The organism is Brenneria roseae subsp. americana, assembly GCF_003115815.1.
GTDB lineage: Bacteria > Pseudomonadota > Gammaproteobacteria > Enterobacterales > Enterobacteriaceae > Brenneria > Brenneria roseae.
This window is the reverse complement of record NZ_QDKJ01000008.1, coordinates 21,907-42,677: the sequence shown is the minus strand read 5'-3', so window position 1 is coordinate 42,677 and position 20,771 is coordinate 21,907. Positions and strand designations below refer to the sequence as shown.

General features: G+C 50.5%; 18 protein-coding genes. 10 read left to right on the top strand and 8 right to left on the bottom strand.

Features of this window, described 5'->3' with window-relative positions; all coding sequences use genetic code 11:
• Positions 1-20: 20 nt before the first annotated feature.
• The gene (gene cysM, locus B4923_RS11545; RefSeq protein ID WP_109054680.1) at positions 21-908 is read left to right on the top strand and encodes a cysteine synthase CysM; all 888 of its coding nucleotides are present in this window, start codon (positions 21-23) and stop codon (positions 906-908) included.
• Positions 909-1,093: 185 nt separating this feature from the next.
• On the top strand, positions 1,094-1,813 hold the full coding sequence (locus B4923_RS11540; RefSeq protein ID WP_109054518.1) for a FadR/GntR family transcriptional regulator: 720 nt from the start codon (positions 1,094-1,096) through the stop codon (positions 1,811-1,813).
• A 40-nt stretch (positions 1,814-1,853) separates the two neighbouring features.
• Here B4923_RS11540 and B4923_RS11535 read toward each other — a convergent pair whose 3' ends face one another.
• A complete protein-coding gene (locus B4923_RS11535) occupies positions 1,854-3,107 on the bottom strand; it encodes an enolase C-terminal domain-like protein (RefSeq protein ID WP_109054517.1) in 1,254 nt (417 codons plus the stop codon).
• Between the two features lie 400 nt (positions 3,108-3,507).
• On the opposite strand from B4923_RS11535, the gene B4923_RS11530 reads away from it, so the two are divergent.
• The 4 genes from B4923_RS11530 to B4923_RS11515 all read left to right on the top strand — a co-directional run bounded on the left by B4923_RS11530 (position 3,508) and on the right by B4923_RS11515 (position 7,410).
• Positions 3,508-4,275: an SDR family oxidoreductase gene (locus tag B4923_RS11530; protein WP_109054516.1), complete on the top strand. Its 768-nt coding sequence runs from the start codon at positions 3,508-3,510 to the stop codon at positions 4,273-4,275.
• A gap of 100 nt (positions 4,276-4,375) precedes the next feature.
• The gene (locus tag B4923_RS11525; RefSeq protein ID WP_245929564.1) at positions 4,376-5,413 is read left to right on the top strand and encodes a DctP family TRAP transporter solute-binding subunit; all 1,038 of its coding nucleotides are present in this window, start codon (positions 4,376-4,378) and stop codon (positions 5,411-5,413) included.
• 109 nt (positions 5,414-5,522) lie between these two features.
• Complete coding sequence (locus B4923_RS11520; RefSeq protein ID WP_109054515.1) at positions 5,523-6,059, top strand: TRAP transporter small permease; 537 nt, start codon at positions 5,523-5,525, stop codon at positions 6,057-6,059.
• Between the two features lie 58 nt (positions 6,060-6,117).
• The gene (locus B4923_RS11515; protein WP_109054514.1) at positions 6,118-7,410 is read left to right on the top strand and encodes a TRAP transporter large permease; all 1,293 of its coding nucleotides are present in this window, start codon (positions 6,118-6,120) and stop codon (positions 7,408-7,410) included.
• A gap of 221 nt (positions 7,411-7,631) precedes the next feature.
• Here B4923_RS11515 and B4923_RS11510 read toward each other — a convergent pair whose 3' ends face one another.
• Positions 7,632-9,584, bottom strand: a complete 1,953-nt coding sequence (locus B4923_RS11510; protein ID WP_109054513.1) for a MacB family efflux pump subunit — start codon at positions 9,582-9,584, stop codon at positions 7,632-7,634.
• A 3-nt stretch (positions 9,585-9,587) separates the two neighbouring features.
• A complete protein-coding gene (locus tag B4923_RS11505; RefSeq protein ID WP_109054512.1) occupies positions 9,588-10,781 on the bottom strand; it encodes an efflux RND transporter periplasmic adaptor subunit in 1,194 nt (397 codons plus the stop codon).
• 186 nt (positions 10,782-10,967) lie between these two features.
• Between B4923_RS11505 and B4923_RS11500 the strand changes: the two genes are divergently transcribed.
• The gene (locus B4923_RS11500; RefSeq protein ID WP_109054511.1) at positions 10,968-11,648 is read left to right on the top strand and encodes a response regulator transcription factor; all 681 of its coding nucleotides are present in this window, start codon (positions 10,968-10,970) and stop codon (positions 11,646-11,648) included.
• Positions 11,648-12,994, top strand: a complete 1,347-nt coding sequence (locus B4923_RS11495; protein ID WP_109054510.1) for an ATP-binding protein — start codon at positions 11,648-11,650, stop codon at positions 12,992-12,994. Before B4923_RS11500 ends, B4923_RS11495 begins: the two co-directional genes overlap by 1 nt.
• Positions 12,995-13,091: 97 nt before the next feature.
• Here the strand turns inward: B4923_RS11495 and crr are convergent, their stop codons facing one another.
• The 5 genes from crr to cysZ all read right to left on the bottom strand — a co-directional run bounded on the left by crr (position 13,092) and on the right by cysZ (position 18,135).
• Positions 13,092-13,601, bottom strand: a complete 510-nt coding sequence (gene crr / locus B4923_RS11490) for a PTS glucose transporter subunit IIA (protein WP_109054509.1) — start codon at positions 13,599-13,601, stop codon at positions 13,092-13,094.
• Positions 13,602-13,763: 162 nt separating this feature from the next.
• Positions 13,764-15,491 (bottom strand): phosphoenolpyruvate-protein phosphotransferase PtsI, encoded by a 1,728-nt coding sequence (ptsI, locus tag B4923_RS11485; RefSeq protein WP_109054508.1) that lies wholly within the window; start codon positions 15,489-15,491, stop codon positions 13,764-13,766.
• Positions 15,492-15,537: 46 nt separating this feature from the next.
• Positions 15,538-15,795 carry a phosphocarrier protein Hpr gene (ptsH, locus tag B4923_RS11480; RefSeq protein ID WP_005971891.1) on the bottom strand — a complete coding sequence of 86 codons (258 nt, stop codon included), beginning with the start codon at positions 15,793-15,795 and terminating at the stop codon, positions 15,538-15,540.
• Positions 15,796-16,227: 432 nt separating this feature from the next.
• Positions 16,228-17,196, bottom strand: a complete 969-nt coding sequence (gene cysK / locus B4923_RS11470) for a cysteine synthase A (RefSeq protein WP_109054506.1) — start codon at positions 17,194-17,196, stop codon at positions 16,228-16,230.
• A 162-nt stretch (positions 17,197-17,358) separates the two neighbouring features.
• A complete protein-coding gene (gene cysZ / locus B4923_RS11465; RefSeq protein ID WP_109054505.1) occupies positions 17,359-18,135 on the bottom strand; it encodes a sulfate transporter CysZ in 777 nt (258 codons plus the stop codon).
• A gap of 221 nt (positions 18,136-18,356) precedes the next feature.
• Here cysZ and zipA point away from each other — a divergent pair, with 221 nt between their 5' ends.
• Both zipA and yjeH read left to right on the top strand, forming a co-directional pair.
• Positions 18,357-19,331 carry a cell division protein ZipA gene (zipA, locus tag B4923_RS11460; protein ID WP_170116048.1) on the top strand — a complete coding sequence of 325 codons (975 nt, stop codon included), beginning with the start codon at positions 18,357-18,359 and terminating at the stop codon, positions 19,329-19,331.
• A gap of 155 nt (positions 19,332-19,486) precedes the next feature.
• Entirely contained in the window at positions 19,487-20,740 is a 1,254-nt protein-coding gene (yjeH, locus tag B4923_RS11455; protein ID WP_109054504.1) for an L-methionine/branched-chain amino acid transporter, read from the top strand.
• Positions 20,741-20,771 lie beyond the last annotated feature (31 nt).

Below are 20,771 nucleotides of genomic sequence, written 5' to 3'. Positions count from 1 at the left end.
TATTTACGGGGACAGGTTTTTTGACAACACTTGAGCATTGTATTGGCAATACCCCGCTGGTGAAGTTACAGCGTTTGACGCAGGGGTTGGACAGCGAAATCTGGCTGAAGCTGGAGGGCAATAATCCGGCGGGTTCAGTCAAGGATCGTGCCGCGCTTTCCATGATCGAGCAGGCGGAAAAACGCGGTGAGATCGCGCCCGGTGACCGGCTGATTGAAGCGACGAGCGGGAATACTGGCATTGCGCTGGCGATGATCGCGGCGGTGAAAGGTTATCGCCTGCGCCTGCTGATGCCAGAAAATATGAGCCATGAACGTCAGATGGCGATGCGCGCCTATGGTGCGGAACTGGTGCTGGTCAACCGTCAGTTGGGAATGGAGGGCGCGCGCGATTTAGCTCGTCAGATGGCGCAGTCGGGCGAGGGTAAAATTCTCGACCAGTTCAATAATCCGGATAACGCGCTCGCCCATTTTTTAACCACCGGCCCGGAAATCTGGCGGCAAACGTCGGGTAAATTAACGCATTTTGTTTCCAGCATGGGAACCACCGGCACCATTTCCGGCGTCAGCCGCTATCTGAAACAGCAGAATCATGAAATCTGCACGGTGGGATTACAGCCCGCGGAAGGTAGCCATATTCCCGGCATCCGTCGCTGGACCGCGGATTATATGCCGGGGATTTTCCGCGCCGATCTCGTCGATCGCATCATGGATGTTTCACAGTCGGATGCGGAGAACACGCTACGTCAGCTTGCGCGTAAAGAAGGCATTTTTTGCGGCGTCAGCACCGGCGGGGCCGTATCTGGCGCATTACGTCTGGCGGCAGAAAATCCGGGCAGTATGATTGTGGCGATAGCCTGCGATCGTGGCGATCGCTATTTATCGACGCACGTGTTTGATGCTTTCTGAAAGCATAACAAGAATGGAGTCATGCCCATATAATGCCATGGTGCGCCAGGAAAGGGATTTAAGAGTGAGTGCGGTCAATTTTCAGTTAGATTCAGAACACAAAACAGCAGCGAAGACTTCACATGCCGCACCCCGCATGCTATATCAATAATATGTTGTAGGACAACTTATATGCGATAGGCTTCATGAGCATTAAATCAATCCAGAAACACAATGTGGTCAATGCCGTTTATGAGCAGATTAAGGAAAAACTGCTGGATGGCAGTTGGCCGCCGGGCAGTAAACTTCCCTCTGAGTCTGAACTTACTACCTCATTCAACGTTAGCCGTGTCAGCATCCGCAGCGCAGTACAGCGATTACGCGATCTGGGTATTGTGATTACCCAACAGGGGAAGGGCAGTTTCGTTACCAAAAATCTCAATTACCATAGTTTGTTCAATGAACAGCAGCCGATCATGCATCTCAGCAGAGAAGAGTTTCATGACATGATGGTATTTCGTCAAACCGTTGAATTCAAATGCATGGAATTAGCGGTTCAGAATGCCACCGCAGAGGATATTGCGGCGCTGGAACAGGCATTGAATCGTATGCTGATAAACAAAGACGATTATAAAAAATATTCCCAGGCCGATTTCGATTTTCACTTGGCTATCGCGAAAGCTTCTCAGAATAAAGTTTTTTATAATGTGATGAATTCCATTAAGGATATTTACTACTATTATTTGGAAGAATTGAATCGCGCGCTCGGTATCTCACTTGAGAGCGTCGAGGCTCACATTAAGGTATTTATGGCGATTAAGAACCGCGACTCTTCAACGGCTGTCGCGGTGCTTGATGAGGCGATGTCAGAGAATGTGACAGCAATTGAAAAGCTGAAGCAGCAGGAATCAGACGCCGCCGAATGAGTGCTTGAAAATGGCTGCCTAGCAGCCATTGCCTGACCGCTTAAGGACGAGACGCCGTACCATCCGGAGTGCGGGCATTTGTCCAGGACGGGATACCGCCAATACAAGGATATTGCGCAGCCTTATTCTCATTGATATCGATTCCCAATCCAGGACGTTCACTCAGATAGGCATAGCCTTGCTCTATCTCTGGGCAACCGGGGAAGACCTCACGCAACGCATCGTTCATCGGCGTGTATTCCTGAATGCCAAAATTGGTTACGCTCAAATCCAGATGCAGATTGGCGCAAACACCTACCGGTGAGATATCTCCGGGGCCGTGCCAGGCTGTTCGCACGCCATGAATTTCACTTAACGTTGCCAGTTTTTTCGCTGGCGTAATACCGCCTATTGTGCTGACGTGGCAGCGAATATAGTCGATCAGATTATTGGCGATCAGCGGTTTCCAGTCATTGATATTAGTAAATAGCTCTCCCATCGAAATCGGTGTGGAGGACTGTTGGCGCAGCATCTTCAACCAGTCGATATTTTCAGGCGCTACCGGGTCTTCAAGGTAAAACAATTGATATTGTTCTAATGTTTTTGCCAATTGAATAGCGGCAATCGGCGTCACACGCTCATGGACATCATGGATGAACTCGATTCCATAGCCGAGTTTGTTTCGCAGATGCTCAAACAGACGCGGTACGCTCTTTACATAGGCCTCGGGATCGAAATAGATGCCTGGTGTGCTGGTACGCGGTGAGCGCTTGGGTTGGATATTTTTCGCTCGTGCCAGTTGTGTGGCGATCAATTTCAGATCATCAGTGCCCGCACCGCCGTACATACCCATTTGACAACGGACGTATTGGTATCCTTCTTCCATGCGTGTGCGAATGTTGTCTTCGACTTCAAATTCGTCGCCGCCATCGGTATGGACATACAGAGGAATGCCGTCACGGCATTTACCCCCCAGCAATTCATAGACCGGCATGCCAGCGAGTTTGCCTTTGATATCCCACAGCGCCATGTCTACGCCTGACAAAGCGTTGTTCATAATCGGGCCGCTGCGCCAGTAACCACTTACGCAGGCAGACTGCCAGATATCCTCAATACGCGTTGGATCCTTACCGATCAGGAAAGGCGTCATATATTCATCAATAGCCGTTTTAACCGCATGAATGCGCTGGGTAAAGGTCGCGCAGCCCAGCCCATAAAGACCCGGTTGGCTGGTTTCAACCTTCACTACCGCCAGGTCAATACCGCCTGGCGCTGTCAGGATCGTCTTCACCGCAGTAATCTTTATATTACTCACAGTAACTCCTTATTTTTAAAGTTAAATATTATATTTCACTGTCCAGTGCGCAGTTGTATGTCCGGCTTTCCACCAACAACCAACGTCTGGCTATTGTTGTTGCAATGTTGGTAGTCGTCCTACAAGTTTATTTTAGTTATATCATTGTTCAATTAATTGTTGAAGAAGCTTTTAAGTATTATGTCTTTTCATTTGAAATGAAAAATAACTGATTAAAATCAAAATATTAATTTAATATTTTTAATGTAGACAAGGAAGTGTAAGTTAGTTTTGTGATCGGTTCTGCAAAATTAACCGATGTCTGTTGATTTAAAAGTAATCGTAGAACAAGTTAAATATGAGTGATGTCATACAAGTCAATGGCGTTCATCTCTCTTAATGATAAAAATGAGGATTTTCTATGTCTGCTCTGTTTGATTTGACTGGAAAAACGGCACTGGTCACGGGGTCCGCACGTGGTCTGGGTTTGGCCTATGCTGAAGGGCTAGCCACTGCCGGCGCCCGTGTGATCTTAAACGACATACGAGAAACGTTACTGGATGAATCAGTACAAAAACTGCGCGAAAAAGGGTATCAGGCACATAGCATCGCCTTTGATGTCACCAGCGAAGACGCGGTAGAAAGTGCATTCGCCACGCTGGATCAGCAAGGCCTGCAAGTGGACATCCTGATCAATAACGCCGGTATACAATATCGTAAACCGATGGTCGATCTGGAGCTGGAACAATGGCAACGCGTGATTGATACCAACCTGACCAGCACATTTATTGTTTCACGAGCGGCGGCAAAACGCATGATTGCCCGGGGAAAGGGCGGGAAAATCATCAATATTGGTTCACTCACCAGTCAGGCTGCCCGTCCTACTGTCGCGCCTTATACCGCCGCCAAAGGAGGGATTAAATTGCTCACCTGCTCCATGGCCGCGGAATGGGCGGAGTTTAATATTCAGACCAACGCCATCGGCCCAGGTTACATTCTTACCGATATGAACACGGCGCTGATTGAAAATCAGGAGTTTGACGCCTGGGTGAAAGCCAGCAACCCCTCTAAACGATGGGGTCATCCGGAAGAGTTGATCGGTACGGCGATTTATCTGTCCTCATCCGCTTCGGACTATGTGAATGGACAGATCGTCTATGTTGATGGTGGGTGGCTGGCCGTATTGTAATTTTGCCTCTGGTAACGAGGGTGCGATTTCCTGTCCCCGCACCGGCGGCGCCGATAACGATAACAAATACCTCTGACCGATAATAAATACGGAGTCTACTATGCCATTTCAACCGTTTGTCGGATTAAAGAAAACCGGACTGATCGCTGCGATTACTTTCTGTTGCGTAACCTTTGCCCAGATGGGTAGTGCTCAGACCGTAAAAACAGCCCGTTTGGGACACAGCTTTACCGATCATCATCCGCGTGGCATTGCCATGCAGAAATTTGCCGATGAAGTCAATAAAGCCACCAATGGCGAAATTAAAATTGATGTTTTCGGTTCCGCTTCGCTGGGATCGGAGCAACAGATGTTGCAGGCTACCCAGAGCAACGTACAACAATTTTATCTGGGATCCGTTTCACCGTTGGCCGGCCGACAAAAAACGTTGCAGATTTTCGACTTTCCTTTCTTATTCCAGAACCATGACGAAGTCGCCAACGTTCTGGATGGTCCCATTGGACAGGAGATGCTGAAGAATCTGTCGAAACTTAGGCTGCATGGATTAACGTGGAGCGGCGGTGCATTTCGTGACCTGGCTAACAATAAACATGCGGTGAATACCATGGCCGATATGAAAGGGCTGAAGATTCGCGTGATGCCGACGAAAGTGGCGATCGACAGTTTCCAGACTATCGGTATGAATCCGGTTCCTCTTTCTTATACCGAAGTTTTTACGGCGTTGGAAACCGGGGTACTGGATGGGCATGAGCATCCGGTGGTTGATATGTACCAGAACAAAGTATACGAGGTCGAAAAATATTTTACCGTTACTCGTCATGTCTACACCCCGGTAGTGCTGGTCGTGGCGGAGAAATGGTTTGATGCGCTTACCCCTCAGCAGAAGGATATTATTCAGAAAGTTGCTCAGGAAACTCAGGTATTCCAGCGCGCCGAAGAAATACGTCAGGCTGACGATGCGGTTAATCAACTGGAACAGGCTGGTATGCAAATCAGCGTTCTTCCGCCAGAAGAACTGGATAAAATCCGTACCGTTGTTAAGCCGGTTATCGAAAAACATACCGATATTATCGGCGCTGATTTTGTCAAAAAATTTATTGATGAGATAGAGAAAGTTCGCCAGCAGACAGTGCAATAAAGTGAGTGGCTAAACGGTTTTTACTGTGGTCCGGCGGCAGCGTGTCGGACCTTGATACATAGAAGATAAATATTTCTATACCGATAGCCGTGCTGGTAATGAGGAATATATGGCTTATATCATAAATAAATTATTCAGGTTAGTGGATATTATCTTGGTGATATGCATCATCAGTATGGTGGTGATGGTTTTTGGCAATGTGGTTATGCGATATGGTTTTCATTCCGGCTTTCCTGTTTCTGACGAGCTATCTCGGTTCTGCTTTTTCTGGGTGATTTTTTTAGGTGTTATTAGCGCATCGCGCGATCAGCGTCATTTAAGTGTGGATACCGTACAGCAGCTATTACCCCGATTATCTCGAAAAATATGTTGGGGGATAGCGCAGCTACTGGTTATGGTTTGCTGTGTGCTGATGTTTTATGGTTTCTGGTTACAACATGAATTATTTGTCGACGATCCTGCTCCGGTCAGCGGTGTTCCGCTACTGTTAGTCTATGGGGTGATTTATATTTCATCAGGAAGTATGGCGTTAATATGTATTTATAATATTTCTCGATTATTGATGAATAAAGTCAGTGAGGATGAGTACTCAATGGCGCCCGGCGGGAAAAAGAAATCCGAAGAGATAGATGCTGAAATAGAATAATTCGGTGTGATTCGCCATATGCCACCATATTAGACTGTCAGTTAATTTAGGATAAAATATGATTATAACCCTATTTATTATCACCCTGTTAGGTGCTCTGGCATTAGGCGTTCCAGTGGCATTCGCACTGTTGCTCAGTGGTGTGGTGTTAATGGTGTCCCAGGGGATGTTTGATCCACAAATTATTATTCAAACCATTATTCCTGGTGCTGATAATTTTGCATTGCTGGCGATCCCTTTTTTCCTGCTGGCCGGTGAGTTTATGCTGGCGGGTGGATTGTCAAAGCGTATTGTCAATCTGGCGGTAGCTTGGGTCGGTCATGTTCCCGGTGGGCTTGGTTATGTGGTCATTTTTGCCGCCCTGATTATGGCTAGCCTGTCCGGCTCGGCAGTGGCCGACACGGCCGCGCTGGCTGCCATGCTATTACCGATGATGCGGGCGGGGGGCTATGATCTGGGGCGTTCTGCTGGTTTGCTGGGGGCTGGCGGTGTTATTGCTCCGGTGTTGCCGCCGTCAGTCGGGTTGATTTTATTTGGAATTATTGGCAACGTTTCTATTACGAAATTATTTATGGCTGGTATTGTCCCCGGTTTATTAATGGCTCTTTCTCTGGTGGTGACCTGGTATATATTGATGGGGCGTACTGATAAAATAGGCCAGTTGAAAGTTTTTCCGAAAGTCAGTTTGCGCGAGCGTTGGCTCGAAACACGTCGCAGTGTCTGGGCATTAATGCTGCCAGTAATTATTATTGTCGGTTTGAGAATGGGGCTGTTTACACCGACAGAAGCTGCGGTTGTTGCCGCCGTTTATTCGCTTTTTGTCGGCGTCGTGATTTATCGGGAAATAAAGTTACGTCATATTTTTGAATTGTGTCTGAATGCCGCTAAATTAACCGCAGTGATTATGCTGATGGTTGCTGCCGCAATGCTATCCGCTTATATGATTACCGTTGCCAATATTCCAGCGGAATTCGCTGATATGCTACGTCCTTTTAGTGATAAGCCCATGGTGATGCTGCTGATCATGATGGTGATTATCATTATTATCGGAATGTTTATGGATTTCACGCCAACCATTCTGATTCTCACCCCGGTATTATTGCCAGTTGTGGTACAAGCTGGTATTGATCCTGTCTATTTCGGCGTGCTGTTTATTATGAATAACGCGATTGGATTATTAACACCGCCGGCCGGGAATGTATTAAATGTGGTCAGGGGAATTGCCGGACTTTCTATGAATCAGGCTCTGGTAGGCGTGTGGCCGTTTGTGCTGGCCCAGTTCGTCGTATTATTCCTGCTGGTGATTTTCCCGCAGTTGGTCATGGCGCCGTTGGCATGGCTAACGTCCTGATAGTAACAAGATGGTTGTTTTATAGTAAATTAATAAAATTAGTTGATTATATTTGTTATTTAATTATTGCTAACACCAGGGTTTATTTTTTTATTCAGTTGATGGTCGTTTCAGGCACCGGACGGTCAGTCGTCCGCGCCAGGAAAAAATGAGGCTGGCGCGTTCCTGAACCGCGCCTCTGCGGCCCATCAGTGGGGGGCCGCAGAGGCGTGATTTCAGCCTTACTCCCGCTCCAGCGCATGGATGGGTTCCATCCGCGCGGCGCGACGGGCGGGGAAAAAGCCAAAGACGATGCCAATCAGGCTGGAGCACAGGAAGGCAGCCACAATGGATGTACTGGAATAGACCATCGCGAAGTTACTGCTGAACTGACTAAATACCACGCCGATAGCCAGAGAAAGCGCGACGCCCAGCATTCCGCCAAACAGACAAACCAGCACGGCTTCAATGAGAAACTGTTGCATGATATCGCTGGTTCGGGCGCCTACCGCCATGCGCACGCCAATTTCCCTGGTACGCTCGGTGACTGAAACCAGCATGATATTCATCACGCCAATCCCGCCGACCAACAGCGAGATCAACGCGATCATTGAAATGAGCAGCGTCAGGGTCGTGGTGGTTTTCTCTATCATCTGGCGGATGCTGTCGGTATTCATGACAAAGAAATCTTTTGTGCCGTGCCGTTGCGTCAGAAGTTGTGTAATGCCTTGTTCTGCAACGCTCATGTCAATATCGTCTTTAACCCGAATAGTAATGCTCTTCAGGTATGACTGCCCGACCATACGTTTCATGACTGTCGTATAGGGCACCCAGACGTTCAGATTTTCATCACTCCCGAACCCACTTTTATTCTTGCTGACCACGCCGATAATCCGGCAGGGAAGCGAACCCAGCAGAATCACTTGCCCAATGGGGTCTTCACCATGAGGAAAGAGTTTGTCACGGGTATTTTCATCAATCACGGCGTCCTGCGTCAGATTATCAACGCTGCTGCGGGGAAAAATGATGCCGCGGCTTACCGTGTAGCCCCGCACGGTGAAGAACTGCTCACCTACGCCGGAGACACTCGCGGATACCGCGATATTACCGTAGCGCAGCGTGACGCTGGTTGAGATGGAGGGGGTCACGCTGTGCACATAGGACTGCTGTGACAGAGGGGAAATATCACTGGCGCGTAATGTCTGGATCGCGCTGGCGTTCATGTCACCAAAATCTTTACCGGGGAAAATTTCCAGCGTACTGGTGCCCATGGAATTGATATCAGCGAGTACCTGTTCCTGAGAGCCTTTGCCCAGCGCCACGACCGAAACCACCGACGCAATGCCAATGATGATCCCCAGCATGGTCAGAAACGTTCTCATTCGCTGGGCGTTCATGGCCAGCAGCGCCATTTTGAAGGCATCAACGAAGCGATCCCTGAACTGATTCAACGCAGAGGTCACAGGCGGAGTGAACGTTTCCTGACGTGAACGCGGGGTGGTCGCCGGTTTTGTCTCACGATCGGCGATAACCTCCCCGTCGCGTAGTTCAATGATCCGCTGAGCGTGCTCCGCAATCTGCATATCGTGCGTCACGATAATGACCGTATTGCCCTGCGCATGCAGGTCGCCAAGAATGTTGAGCACTTCGTTGCCGCTTTGCGTATCCAGCGCGCCGGTTGGCTCATCCGCCAAAATGACGCCGCCGCCGTTCATCAATGCTCTGGCAATACTTACCCGCTGCTGCTGGCCGCCTGAAAGCTGGTTAGGACGGTAATTCAGGCGGTTTTCCAGCCCCAGTCGGGTAAGCAGTTCTGCTGCCCGTTGACGCCGCGCCTCGCGGCCTTTTCCGGCATAAATCGCCGGGACTTCGACATTGCCTTGTGCGGTCAGATCGCCCAGCAAATGGTAACGCTGGAAAATAAAACCAAAGTGTTCCCGGCGCAGTTCAGCCAACTGATCGTTACTCAGTTGACCTACGGCGCGTCCGGCGACCAGATAATCGCCTGCCGACGGTTTATCCAGGCAGCCCAGAATGTTCATCAGCGTGGATTTCCCGGAACCCGATGCGCCGACAATCGCAACCATTTCACCCTGATTGATCGTCAGGTTGATGTTTTTCAATACGGTGACGGCCTGTTCGCCGTTGGCGAAGCGCCGGGTGATATTGGTCAGCTTGAGTAATGGCGTGGACATCGATTACCTCCCCATTGGCGGACCGGGGTGGGTCGTGGCCGTGTTACCGGATTGCTGGCTGATAATCACCTGTTCGCCCGCGCTGATACCCGAGAGAATCTGGGTGCGGATGTTGTCATTCAGCCCAATGGTAACGGCTCGGGATTCAACCTTTTTATTCGCGTCAACCACCTGGACATACCATTTCCCATCATGGGTGCTCAGCGCGGTAGCCGGTACGACAACGGCACTTTTAACGGACGACAGCAGGATATAAACCTGAGCTGTCATCGAAATGCGTAAGACGCCTTCAGGGTTTTGCACATCGAACAGGCCATTGTAGTAGATCGCGCTACTGGTGGATGTGGTACTGCTGCTCGAGCTGGACGACGTCGTCGTATCATCATCGATAGAGTCTGGCGCCGGCTCAATTGAGCTAAGCTTCGCCTCATAGCGTTTATCGGGTTCACCCAGAATACTGAACCAGACCGGCATACCGGTTTTCACTTTAACGATATCGGCTTCTGAAATTTGAGCTTTGATCGTCATGGTGTCCAGATTGGCTACTTTGGCAATGGTGGGGGTCGTTTGAATCGCATTGACGGTTTGCCCGGCTTCCACCGGAATGGCAACGACGGTGCCATCTGTCGGGGAGACGATTTTGGTATAGCCCAGATTTAACTGTGCGGTATTAACGGCAATCTGTGCCTGTACAATCTGTGCATCCAGCGCGTCGATGTTGGCTTTGTCGGCGTCCAGCGTCGCTTTGGCGCTGTCATAATCGGCCTGTGCGCCCACGCCGCGTTTCATCAGCATCTGCTGACGTTGCCAGCTTAAGGTGCTATTTCTCCATTCAGCCTGCTTGGCTGCCCGCTGCGCCTGGACATTTTTCAATGCGGCTTCGCTGTTCTTCAGCGCATCCTGTTGGGTGAGGTCATCAATCTCTGCGATCAACTGCCCTTTTTTGACCTTATCACCCAATGCGACATGCAGAGCTTTGATTTGCCCCGAAGCCTGTGCGCCAACGCTAACCAGTTTTTGCGCTTCAATTGTGCCGTCTGCCAGCACGGTTTGCTCAAGATCGGCCACTTCCGCCGTTGCGGTGATATAGTTTGGTGCTGGGGCCGGTTTTGATAAAAACAGGTAAATCAGCACAGCCGCGAACACGGCGCCAACGATAATAGCCATGCGGCGAAAGGTGAAAAATCGTGATTGCATCAGGGGAATTGGTCCTTAATAAATGCATCAGTGCCAAAGTAAATATCAAAAGGGCTAATCTACTCTGAGTGCGTACAGGAATCGGTAATCTTTGCTGAAAGAAATGGTAAGGATTCGGTAAATCTGGCTGCGAAGATTTAATCCAGGCTTGAGAATACACGATACATCCGAGAATGGGGACAGGATATGAAAATCTTACTGGTCGATGATGACGTAGAACTGGGAAATATGCTGGGCGAATACCTGAACGCCGAAGGGTTTGCGACATCAAGGGTATTGACTGGCAAAGAAGGGATTGATGGCGCGATGTCGGGAGAATACACCGCGATTATTCTCGATGTCATGCTACCGGACATGAGCGGCATTGATGTGCTGCGGCAGATAAGAAAAAATCAGCAGTTGCCGGTCATTATGCTGACGGCAAAAGGCGACAATATCGACCGCGTGATCGGATTGGAAATGGGGGCGGATGACTACATGCCAAAACCCTGTTATCCGCGGGAACTGGTGGCCCGACTGAGGGCGGTGCTGCGCCGTTATGCCGAACAGTCGAGTCAAAAGGTGGATGAAAGTCTGGCGGTATCGGGCGATCTGGTGCTCAATCCGGCAACCCGAACCAGCGAATGGCGTGGAAAAGCTTTTGACCTGACTGCCTCCGAATTTAATTTACTGGAGCTGCTGCTGCGTTCGCCTGAGCGCGTGGTGTCAAAAGACGAACTGTCTGAGAAATGTCTGGGCCGCAGACGTGAAGCTTACGATCGCAGTGTGGATGTCCATATCAGCAATATACGTCAGAAACTCAGTGCGTTGGACGGTAATCACATGACGATTGAAACCGTGCGCAGCGTGGGATACCGGATTCGCTGATGATGATACGCGGGTGGCTTTTCTGGAAAATTTTATTGGGATTCTGGCTGACGTTTATTGTCATTTCACAATTGCTGTGGCTGGCGTTTTCTCTCTATGGCGATCGGCATAAAACGCTGGAGGATATGGCGGTGATGCGTATTGCCGGCATGCAGACCGAGATGGTAACGACGGCATTACGCCATGGCGGTTTGCCCGAGGTCAGCAAAGTGATGCTGTTTCTGTCTGAACGTGAGCGGCAATATATTTCGGTCACGATGTCGCCATTCCCGGAGACGGCGCCCAAACCTCGCATGACGCCCCCCGGTTTTTTGGGCGCGAATAGCCGGCGCGCCGAGGATATTGTTGAGAGGCTGCGTGGAGCAGATGGCGAGTGGTATCAGGTTCGATACGATGTGGAGCGATTACGCGGTGAATTCCGCCCACCGCGTCCGATGGAGTTTCTGAATATCCCGACGCCTTTTGTCTGGATTGCGGGCGTCGGCGGGCTGCTTTTCAGTTGGTTGCTGGCCTGGAACCTGGCCCGGCCATTGAGTCAACTGCGCGCCGGTTTCGGACGGGTGGCGCAGGGCGATCTCACGGTACGGTTATTCCCGCTGATGCGAAGACGGCATGATGAGATCAGTGCGGTAGCACGGGATTTTGACGCGATGGTAGAGCGGCTGGACGTTCTGGTCAGCGCCCGCGAACAGCTATTGCATGATGTATCGCATGAGCTGCGTTCGCCGTTAGCCCGTCTGCAATTAGCGATTGGGTTAGCCCGTCAACATACGGATAACACGGAAAACTCGCTGCTGCGCATAGAGCGGGAAGCGGAACGTATGGATAAAATGATCGGTGAATTACTGACGTTGTCGCGTACGCAAAACAGCGGCGTCGAAGAGGAGTATTTCGACCTGTTGGGACTGGTTAACGCGGTGGTGAACGATGCGCGTTATGAGGCGCAGATACCCGGCGTAGAGATTCTGTTACAGGCTGATGAGAACGACGATTATACGGTCAAGGGCAACTCGGAACTGATGCGGCGGGCCATCGACAATATTGTGCGTAATGCGCTGCGCTTTTCTGAGCCTGCCCAGCAGGTTTGCGTGGCATTGACTGGTGATGATAATGAGTGGACGATCCGGGTATCCGATCAAGGGCCGGGCGTCGAGAAAAGTAAGTTATCCAGTATCTTCGATCCCTTCATTCGTATCGAATCACCGCTTTCTGGCAAAGGATATGGTCTGGGATTGGCGATTGCCCGTAAGGTTGTGCTGGCGCATGGCGGGAGTATCGAAGCGGAAAACCGGGAGCAGGGAGGGTTGACCATTCGCCTGTGCGTGCCGCGTTTCCGGTCGCTTTGATGATGTTGTCTTATTAGCGCGTGGTGAATCGCACAAACTAAAACGGCACCAGAGACAGGTGCCGTTTTCCGATCGTGCGTGATGCCGACAGGGTGATTTATTTCTTGATACGGATAACCGGCGTTTCGCCGACGACCACAGTGCCGCTCAGCTTAACCAGCTCTTTAATTTCATCCATATTGGAGATAACCACCGGAGTCAGTGTCGACTTGGCTTTCTCTTCCAGCAGCGCCAGATCGAACTCGATAATGAGATCGCCTTTCTTAACCCGCTGGCCTTCCTCGGCAATGCGTTTGAAACCTTCGCCTTTCAGTTCAACGGTATCAATACCAAAATGGACGAACAATTCAATGCCGTTGTCTGATTCAATGGAAAAAGCATGGTTGGTTTCAAAAATCTTGCCGATGGTACCATCTACAGGTGCAACAATCTTGTTACCGGTTGGCTTAATCGCAATACCGTCACCCACGATTTTTTCAGCGAATACGACATCTGGAACATCTTCAATATTGACGATTTCGCCGGACAATGGAGCAATGATTTCGATGCTGCCTGTGTCTTTTTTATCATCAGAAACCAGAGATTTCAATTTATCGAACAAACCCATGATTTTCTCCTAAGCATTAATATTGGGCCAGCATATACCCGTCATTTTTCAAGTCGCCGCGACGTTGGCTTCCTTAATTCCCCGGAAACAGGATATTGCGCTTCCGGGGGTTCGTTCACTGCTACTTAGCCGCGCCTGAAATCTATCGGGTAAAGAGCGGAATCAGCAGAGCGTTTTTTCTTTAATGAATCGGCTCACCAAGTTGCTCAATTCCTGGGCTGTTGGTTGGGCCAGAGCCTGTTCCGCCAGCGCCTTCGCATCTTCGTAATTTGCATTACGGATAATTTTTTTGATGCTCGGGATAGAGATTGCACTCATGCTGAACTCGTCCAGACCCATTCCCAATAACAGTAGTGTAGCACGTTCATCTCCAGCGAGCTCACCACACATTCCTGTCCATTTACCTTCGGCATGGGATGCGTCTATGACCTGTTTGATCAGGGTCAGGACTGCTGGAGACATCGGGTTATAGAGATGAGAAATCAGCTCATTACCACGATCAACTGCCAGAGTATACTGAGTTAAGTCATTTGTCCCAATACTAAAGAAGTCGACTTCTTTCGCCAGGTGATGGGCAATGGCCGCCGCCGCAGGCGTTTCAACCATGACACCGACTTCGATAGACTCATCAAAGGCTTTGCCTTCTTCTCTCAACTGCGCTTTCAGCATGTCCAGTTCGGCTTTCAGCTCACGAACTTCTTCTACGGAAATGATCATCGGGAACATGATACGCAGCTTGCCAAAGCTGGACGCGCGCAGGATAGCACGTAACTGGGCGTGAAGGATCTCTTTGCGATCCAGACAGATACGGATTGCACGCCAGCCAAGAAACGGGTTCTCTTCCTTTGGCAGGTTCATGTAAGGAAGATCTTTGTCGCCACCGATGTCCATGGTACGGACGATAACGGCCTGAGCGCCAACGGCTTCGGCAACGGCTTTGTAAGCCTGGAACTGCTCTTCCTCGGTAGGTAGAGAGTCCCGGTCCATAAACAGGAACTCGGTACGGTACAGGCCCACGCCTTCGGAGCCGTTACGTTCGGCACCGACAACGTCACGTACCGTACCGATGTTGGCGCAGACTTCGACCTGATGACCGTCCAGCGTAATCGCAGGCAGGTCTTTCAGCTTGGCGAGTTCATGTTTTTCAGAATGATATTGTTTCTGAACGGCCTTGAGCTCCTCAATGATTTCAGGAGTCGGGTTCTGATAAATTTTGTTGTTGACCGCGTCCAGAATCAGGTAATCGCCGTTTTTAACCTGTTGGGTGACATTGGTTGTGCCGACGATTGCGGGTAATTCCAACGAACGAGCCATGATGGAGGTATGGGAAGTGCGTCCGCCGAGATCGGTGATAAAGCCCAGTACCTTGTTCAGATTCAGCTGTGCGGTTTCAGAAGGCGTCAGGTCGGTGGCGACCAGAATGACTTCTTCCTGAATATCGCCCAGGTCGACAATGGTCATATTCAGAATGTTTTTCAGCAGGCGCTTACCGATATCACGCATGTCTGCTGCACGTTCTTTCAGATATTCATCATCAAGTTCTTCCAGTGCTTTTGCCTGATTTTCAATGACTGAAAATGCGGCAGCGTCAGCAGAAGCGTGTTCATCTTTAATCAGGGCTATGATTTCCTGCTCGAACTCTTCATCTTCCAGCAGCATGATGTGCCCTTCGAAGATGGCTTCTTTTTCTGCGCCCAGCGTTTCGCCAGCCTTGGCTTTGATGGCTTCCAACTGTTTGGAAGCTTTGGCCCGGCCAGTCAGAAAACGTTCAACTTCCTGCTCTACCTGATCCGCAGCGATTTTTTTCCGGTTGATGACTAATTCATCTTCTTTCAGCAACAGTGCCTTACCAAAAGCAATACCCGGTGATACTAATATGCCTGAAATCATAACCCTACCTTACTCGATTCTGATGCTCACTAAAAAGGCTTGTCTGTTACTCAAGCTCTGCCATCAGCTTAACCAGATGTTCCACTGCTTTTTGTTCGTCTTCGCCTTCTGCTGCGATGGTCACTACCGTTCCCTGCGTCAATCCGAGGGTTTGCAACTTGAACAGGCTTTTGGCGCTGGCGCTTTTGCCGTTGGACGTAACGGTGATTTCTGAAGTAAATCCTTTAGCTTCTTTGACAAACTGGGCAGCGGGACGAGTGTGCAGGCCATTCGGAGCGGTAATAGTCACTTCTTGCTGGAACATTCTGTTTTCCCCAACTTATGGATTAGATTAATGTTGTGGAACTAAAGTTTAGTTTATCCACTGAACTTTAGCCTGTTTGGTTAGCACCTGATCATGTTACAGGGGCAGGCCGGGATGCGGCAAGGAAACGGTGAACAGTGTTTCCAGAATAAAATACCATCAAATATCACGATGTTCTCGCATCATTATTTGAATCTGGTTCGAAAAACGATGATTGACCCAATCGTGCGCCGGTTTCAACTGAACGGGAAACCGCGATGTTTGGCGGATATTAATTTCACGCATCAAAATAATTGTTCGGTTAAATACTAAACCTACTACAGAAAAGCAATCTTTATGTGGTGAAAAGTTTGACCTGTGCCACAAAAAAGCACCTAAATAGGTGCTTTTTTAACAATTCGCTTACTTTTTGTTCCGGGAGTGGAAAGGCTGTTACTGCTGCAATTCCTGCTCGGTAAAGAGATCGGCGAAAAGCGCGGTGCTCAAATAGCGTTCGCCAGACGATGGCAGAATCACCACGATGGTTTTATCTTCAAATTCTTTTTCTTTCAGAAGATTGAGCGCGGCAGCAACGGCGGCGCCAGAAGAGATACCGGCCAGGATGCCTTCTTCTTCCATCAGGCGGCGAGCGGTGCTGATGGCTTCTTCGTTAGTAATCTTTTCAACGCGGTCGATCAGCTTGAGATCCAGGTTATCCGGGATGAAGCCAGCACCGATACCCTGAATTTTGTGCGGACCGGGTTTCAGTTCTTCACCCGCCAGCGCCTGGCTGATAACCGGAGAGTCGGCCGGTTCCACCGCTACGCTGGTGATCGCCTTGCCTTTGGTGTTTTTGATATAACGGCTGACGCCGGTCAGCGTACCGCCAGTACCGACACCAGCAATGAACACGTCAACCGCGCCGTCGGTATCTTCCCAGATTTCCGGTCCGGTGGTTTTTTCGTGGATTTCCGGGTTGGCCGGGTTGCTGAACTGCTGGAGAAGCAGGAAACGCTCGGGATCGCTGGCCACAATTTCTTCTGCTTTGGCGATTGCCCCTTTCATGCCTTTGGCCCCTTCGGTCAGGACCAGTTTCGCGCCCAGCGCCTTCAGCAGCTTACGGCGTTCGATACTCATCGTTTCTGGCATCGTCAGCGTCAGTTTATAACCGCGGGCGGCGGCAACATACGCCAGCGCGATACCCGTATTACCGCTGGTTGGTTCAACCAATTCGACACCTGGTTTCAGCACACCGCGTTTTTCAGCATCCCAAATCAGATTGGAGCCGATACGGCATTTAACGCTAAAGCTGGGATTGCGAGACTCAACCTTAACCAGAATGCGTCCGTTGCCGATACGGTTCAAACGAACCAGCGGCGTATGGCCGATTGTAAAAGAATTGTCTTCATAGATCTTGCTCATAGCCCGTCCTTATAACTGTATGAAATTTTTGCGAACATAGAGAGAATACTCGTTCACACCCGTCAGTGAAGTAAAGAATTGCTATATCGTTATGTTCTTAAGAAATATCTTTTCATTACAATAGGCAGGACGAGTTCCTGTGCGCCAGTTCTCAATATTGTTTTACACGGTTTGCCTTGGCAGCGTCGCCGATAGGTTCCGGTAGCGTTCTACCCACAGTGCGGTTGCACCGCAAACCGCGACCGGCATAATCACCAGATTGAGGAACGGGATCAGGGTAAACAGGCTAATCAACGCCCCAAACTGCATATTGACGATTTTGTGCCGCCGTAATGCCTGCCGCATGGTCGGAAACGCGACCTTATGGTTATCAAAAGGGTAATCGCAGTATTGAATCGCCAGCATCCAGGCGCTGAACAGAAACCAAAGCACCGGCGCGACGGTCTGTCCAATACCGGGAATAAAATACAGCACGAGCAGCACGCAGGCGCGCGGCAGATAATAGGCCAGCTTCTGGACTTCTCGTTTCATGATCCGCGGTACATCTTTGGCAATGCCGAGAATGCCGCTGTCCGGCAGCGTGTGTCCGGTCAGACGGGCTTCCAGCTGCTCCGCCAGTAGGCCGTTAAACGGTGCGGCAATAAAATTGGCAAGGGTGCTGAACAAATAGCTGAAAACCAGCAGGATTGACAACACGGCAAGCGGCCAGATGAGATAGCTGAGCCACTGGAGCCAATTCGGGATATGGGACATCAGCTGTGGGATCCAGTCATTGAGCCGGGTGAACAGCCACCAGAATGCGCCTCCCATCAGCACAATATTGACCAGCAGCGGCAGGATGACGAAACGCCGGATGCCTGGCAGCGAAATCAGACGCCATCCTTCGACAAAATAGTGTATTCCGCTATGCGATGTATTTTTGGGGTTGGAGTTGGACATGTTGTGATAATTCTCAGCCGTTTGTTTATGGATGCATCATATCGGTATGATTTTATGCTGACCAGTCTGCATTTGGATGAAAAAACAGCAAAAAAGTGCGTTGTATCTATCTTTATTGTCAGAATGTATCGTACAGACTTGCACTTGTGTACGCAGGCAAATAGAGTTAGTGATATAAGTGTCTGCCGTATTGGCAATGTATTGGAACAATTGGGATAGCAATGATGCAGGACTTGCGTCTGATATTAATCGTCGTTGGCGCGATCGCTATAATAGCGCTATTACTGCACGGCTTGTGGACTAGCCGTAAAGAGCGCTCGTCCCTTTTTCGTGATCGTCCGGTTAAACGCTTAAAAAAAGAGCGCGACGAAACGCCGCTTGAGGAGCTTGATGAAGGCGTTGGCGAGGTGCGAGTCAAAAGCGCGCGTCCGAAAGATGAGCCTTCCTTCGGTGCTTATGACGTCAAAGAAAGCCCTCGGCCGGAACCTCAGTCTCCGTTTGGGAAGCAGCCGCTTCAGCCCTCGTCTGCTTACGATCCTTTACTGGGTGAAGTAACGCCTGATGACGTGTCGCGCCCTCCGGTACGGACAGAACCAGAGTCTCGTCCTGCTGCGCCGCAATCGGAGCCATTGCGTGAACCCTCTGTTTTTGCAAATGACACCACTTTCGCACATGATACAACGCCTGCTGACGAACCGCGTCTGCATGAAGAAACGAAGCCGGCACAGGCCGGTTCCCAGCATGCTGTTGAAAATGAACCTGTTGATGTACAGCCGAAAGAAGCGGTTTTGGTTCTGCATGTCGCCGCGCACCACGGTGGTGTCATCGGTGGTGAGTTACTGCTGCAAAGTGTATTGCAGGCGGGTTTCCTGTTCGGCGAGATGAATATTTTCCACCGCCATGTGAATCCTGCCGGCGCCGGGCCGGTGTTGTTCAGCCTGGCGAATATGGTAAAACCCGGTTCGTTCAACCCGGATGAAATGTCGGAGTTTTCAACGCCGGGTGTGTCCATCTTCATGATGGTGCCGTCCTATGGCGATGCCGGCCAGAATTTCAAACTGATGCTGCAATCTGCACAGCGTATCGCGGATGATGTCGGCGGCGTGGTGTTGGATGATGAGCGTCGGATGATGACGCCGCAGAAAGTGGAATCGTACAAAGCCCGCATTCGCGATGTGCTGAAAGCCAATGCCTGATGACTTATGATGCGATCGCAAACGAAAGCCTCCGACCGTGGAGGCTTTTTTTATCGGATTATTTATTGTGTTGATATTTTGCCGTGCCAAATGGGTTACTACGGTTGCGTGGTATCGATAGGCGCGGAGAACAACGAAAAATAAGGTGAGTGGCGGTGAGTAAGGCTCAAGGATTAAAACAGGAACTTGGGGTGATTCAGGGCGTGGGGCTGCTTTCCACCTCATTATTGGGTACCGGCGTATTTGCCGTACCTGCGCTGGTTGCTCAACTGGCGCAGCAGGATAGCCTGTGGGCATGGCCGCTGCTAATCCTGTTTGTGTTCCCTATTGCGATCGGGTTTGCGGCATTAGGCCAACATTTCCCTAATGCCGGTGGAGCCGCCCATTTCGTCAATATGGCGTTTGGGCCGCGGCTGGCTCGCGTGACCAGTTGGCTGTTTCTTTCTGTGATCCCGCTGGGGCTTCCCGCAGCGTTACAGATAGCGGCCGGTTTCTGGCAGGCGGCGTTAGGCTGGAGCGATCTGGGATTGTTGATGGTACAGCTATTGACGCTGGGCGGCATCTGGGTTCTTGGGCTGCGCAGCGCCGGGTCCAGCGCTAATATTCAAATTATTATTGCTCTGCTGGTGGTTGGCCTGGTGGCGGCCATCTGGTGGCAAGGGGATATTACACCGGCGCACATTCCCTGGCCGACCATCAGCGAACTTTCCTGGTCGAATACGTTTAGCGCATTAGCGGTGATGTTCTGGTGTTTTGTCGGGCTGGAAGCGTTCGCGCATATGGCGACAGAATTTCGGACGCCTGAGCGTGATTTTCCGCGCGCCTTGCTGATTGGTATGCTGCTGGCCGGCGCGGTTTACTGGGGCTGTACGGTGGCTGTCTTACACTTTAAAGCCTATGGTGAAGGGATGGCGGCGACGGCTTCCTTGCCGGGTATTGTGGTGCAGCTGTTTGGCGAGCATGCGCTGTGGATCGCCTGCATGGTGGGGTATCTGGCCTGCTTTGCCAGTGTGAATATTTATACGCAAGGGTTTGCCCGGCTGGTGTGGTCGCAGGCGCCGGAGAGCAGCGCGTTGGCGAAATTATCCGCCGGACAGGCGCCGGTTAATGCGTTATCTATCGTGGTGGCGTGCTGTCTGGCTTGCTGTCTGCTGATCTACTGGTTGCGATTGCCGTTAGAGACGCTCATTGTGTATGCCAATGGCATTTTTGTTTTGGTTTATCTGCTGTGTATGCTGGCGGGATGGCGTTTGCTGAAAGGGCGGGCCAAAGTGATGGCGGCGGCGGGCAGTGTGTTGTGTTGCGCGTTGCTGGTGATGATTGGTTGGAAATCGCTGTATGCGCTGACCATGCTGGCACTGTTATGGGCCTTCCTGCCCCGCAGGCAAGCCGAACTGGCCTCCCATTAAACCGGGCTTTCATTAAGACAATGTCGCCAAC

Coding starts and splice junctions, on each gene's coding strand:
- ptsI (WP_109054508.1), bottom strand. CDS start 15,491: ATGATTTCAGGCATATTAGTATCACCGGGTATTGCTTTTGGTAAGGCA.
- B4923_RS11540 (WP_109054518.1), top strand. CDS start 1,094: ATGAGCATTAAATCAATCCAGAAACACAATGTGGTCAATGCCGTTTAT.
- B4923_RS11505 (WP_109054512.1), bottom strand. CDS start 10,781: ATGCAATCACGATTTTTCACCTTTCGCCGCATGGCTATTATCGTTGGC.
- B4923_RS11525 (WP_245929564.1), top strand. CDS start 4,376: ATGCCATTTCAACCGTTTGTCGGATTAAAGAAAACCGGACTGATCGCT.
- cysZ (WP_109054505.1), bottom strand. CDS start 18,135: ATGTCCAACTCCAACCCCAAAAATACATCGCATAGCGGAATACACTAT.
- B4923_RS11500 (WP_109054511.1), top strand. CDS start 10,968: ATGAAAATCTTACTGGTCGATGATGACGTAGAACTGGGAAATATGCTG.
- B4923_RS11515 (WP_109054514.1), top strand. CDS start 6,118: ATGATTATAACCCTATTTATTATCACCCTGTTAGGTGCTCTGGCATTA.
- B4923_RS11530 (WP_109054516.1), top strand. CDS start 3,508: ATGTCTGCTCTGTTTGATTTGACTGGAAAAACGGCACTGGTCACGGGG.
- cysK (WP_109054506.1), bottom strand. CDS start 17,196: ATGAGCAAGATCTATGAAGACAATTCTTTTACAATCGGCCATACGCCG.
- crr (WP_109054509.1), bottom strand. CDS start 13,601: ATGGGTTTGTTCGATAAATTGAAATCTCTGGTTTCTGATGATAAAAAA.
- B4923_RS11520 (WP_109054515.1), top strand. CDS start 5,523: ATGGCTTATATCATAAATAAATTATTCAGGTTAGTGGATATTATCTTG.
- zipA (WP_170116048.1), top strand. CDS start 18,357: ATGATGCAGGACTTGCGTCTGATATTAATCGTCGTTGGCGCGATCGCT.
- B4923_RS11510 (WP_109054513.1), bottom strand. CDS start 9,584: ATGTCCACGCCATTACTCAAGCTGACCAATATCACCCGGCGCTTCGCC.
- B4923_RS11495 (WP_109054510.1), top strand. CDS start 11,648: ATGATGATACGCGGGTGGCTTTTCTGGAAAATTTTATTGGGATTCTGG.
- ptsH (WP_005971891.1), bottom strand. CDS start 15,795: ATGTTCCAGCAAGAAGTGACTATTACCGCTCCGAATGGCCTGCACACT.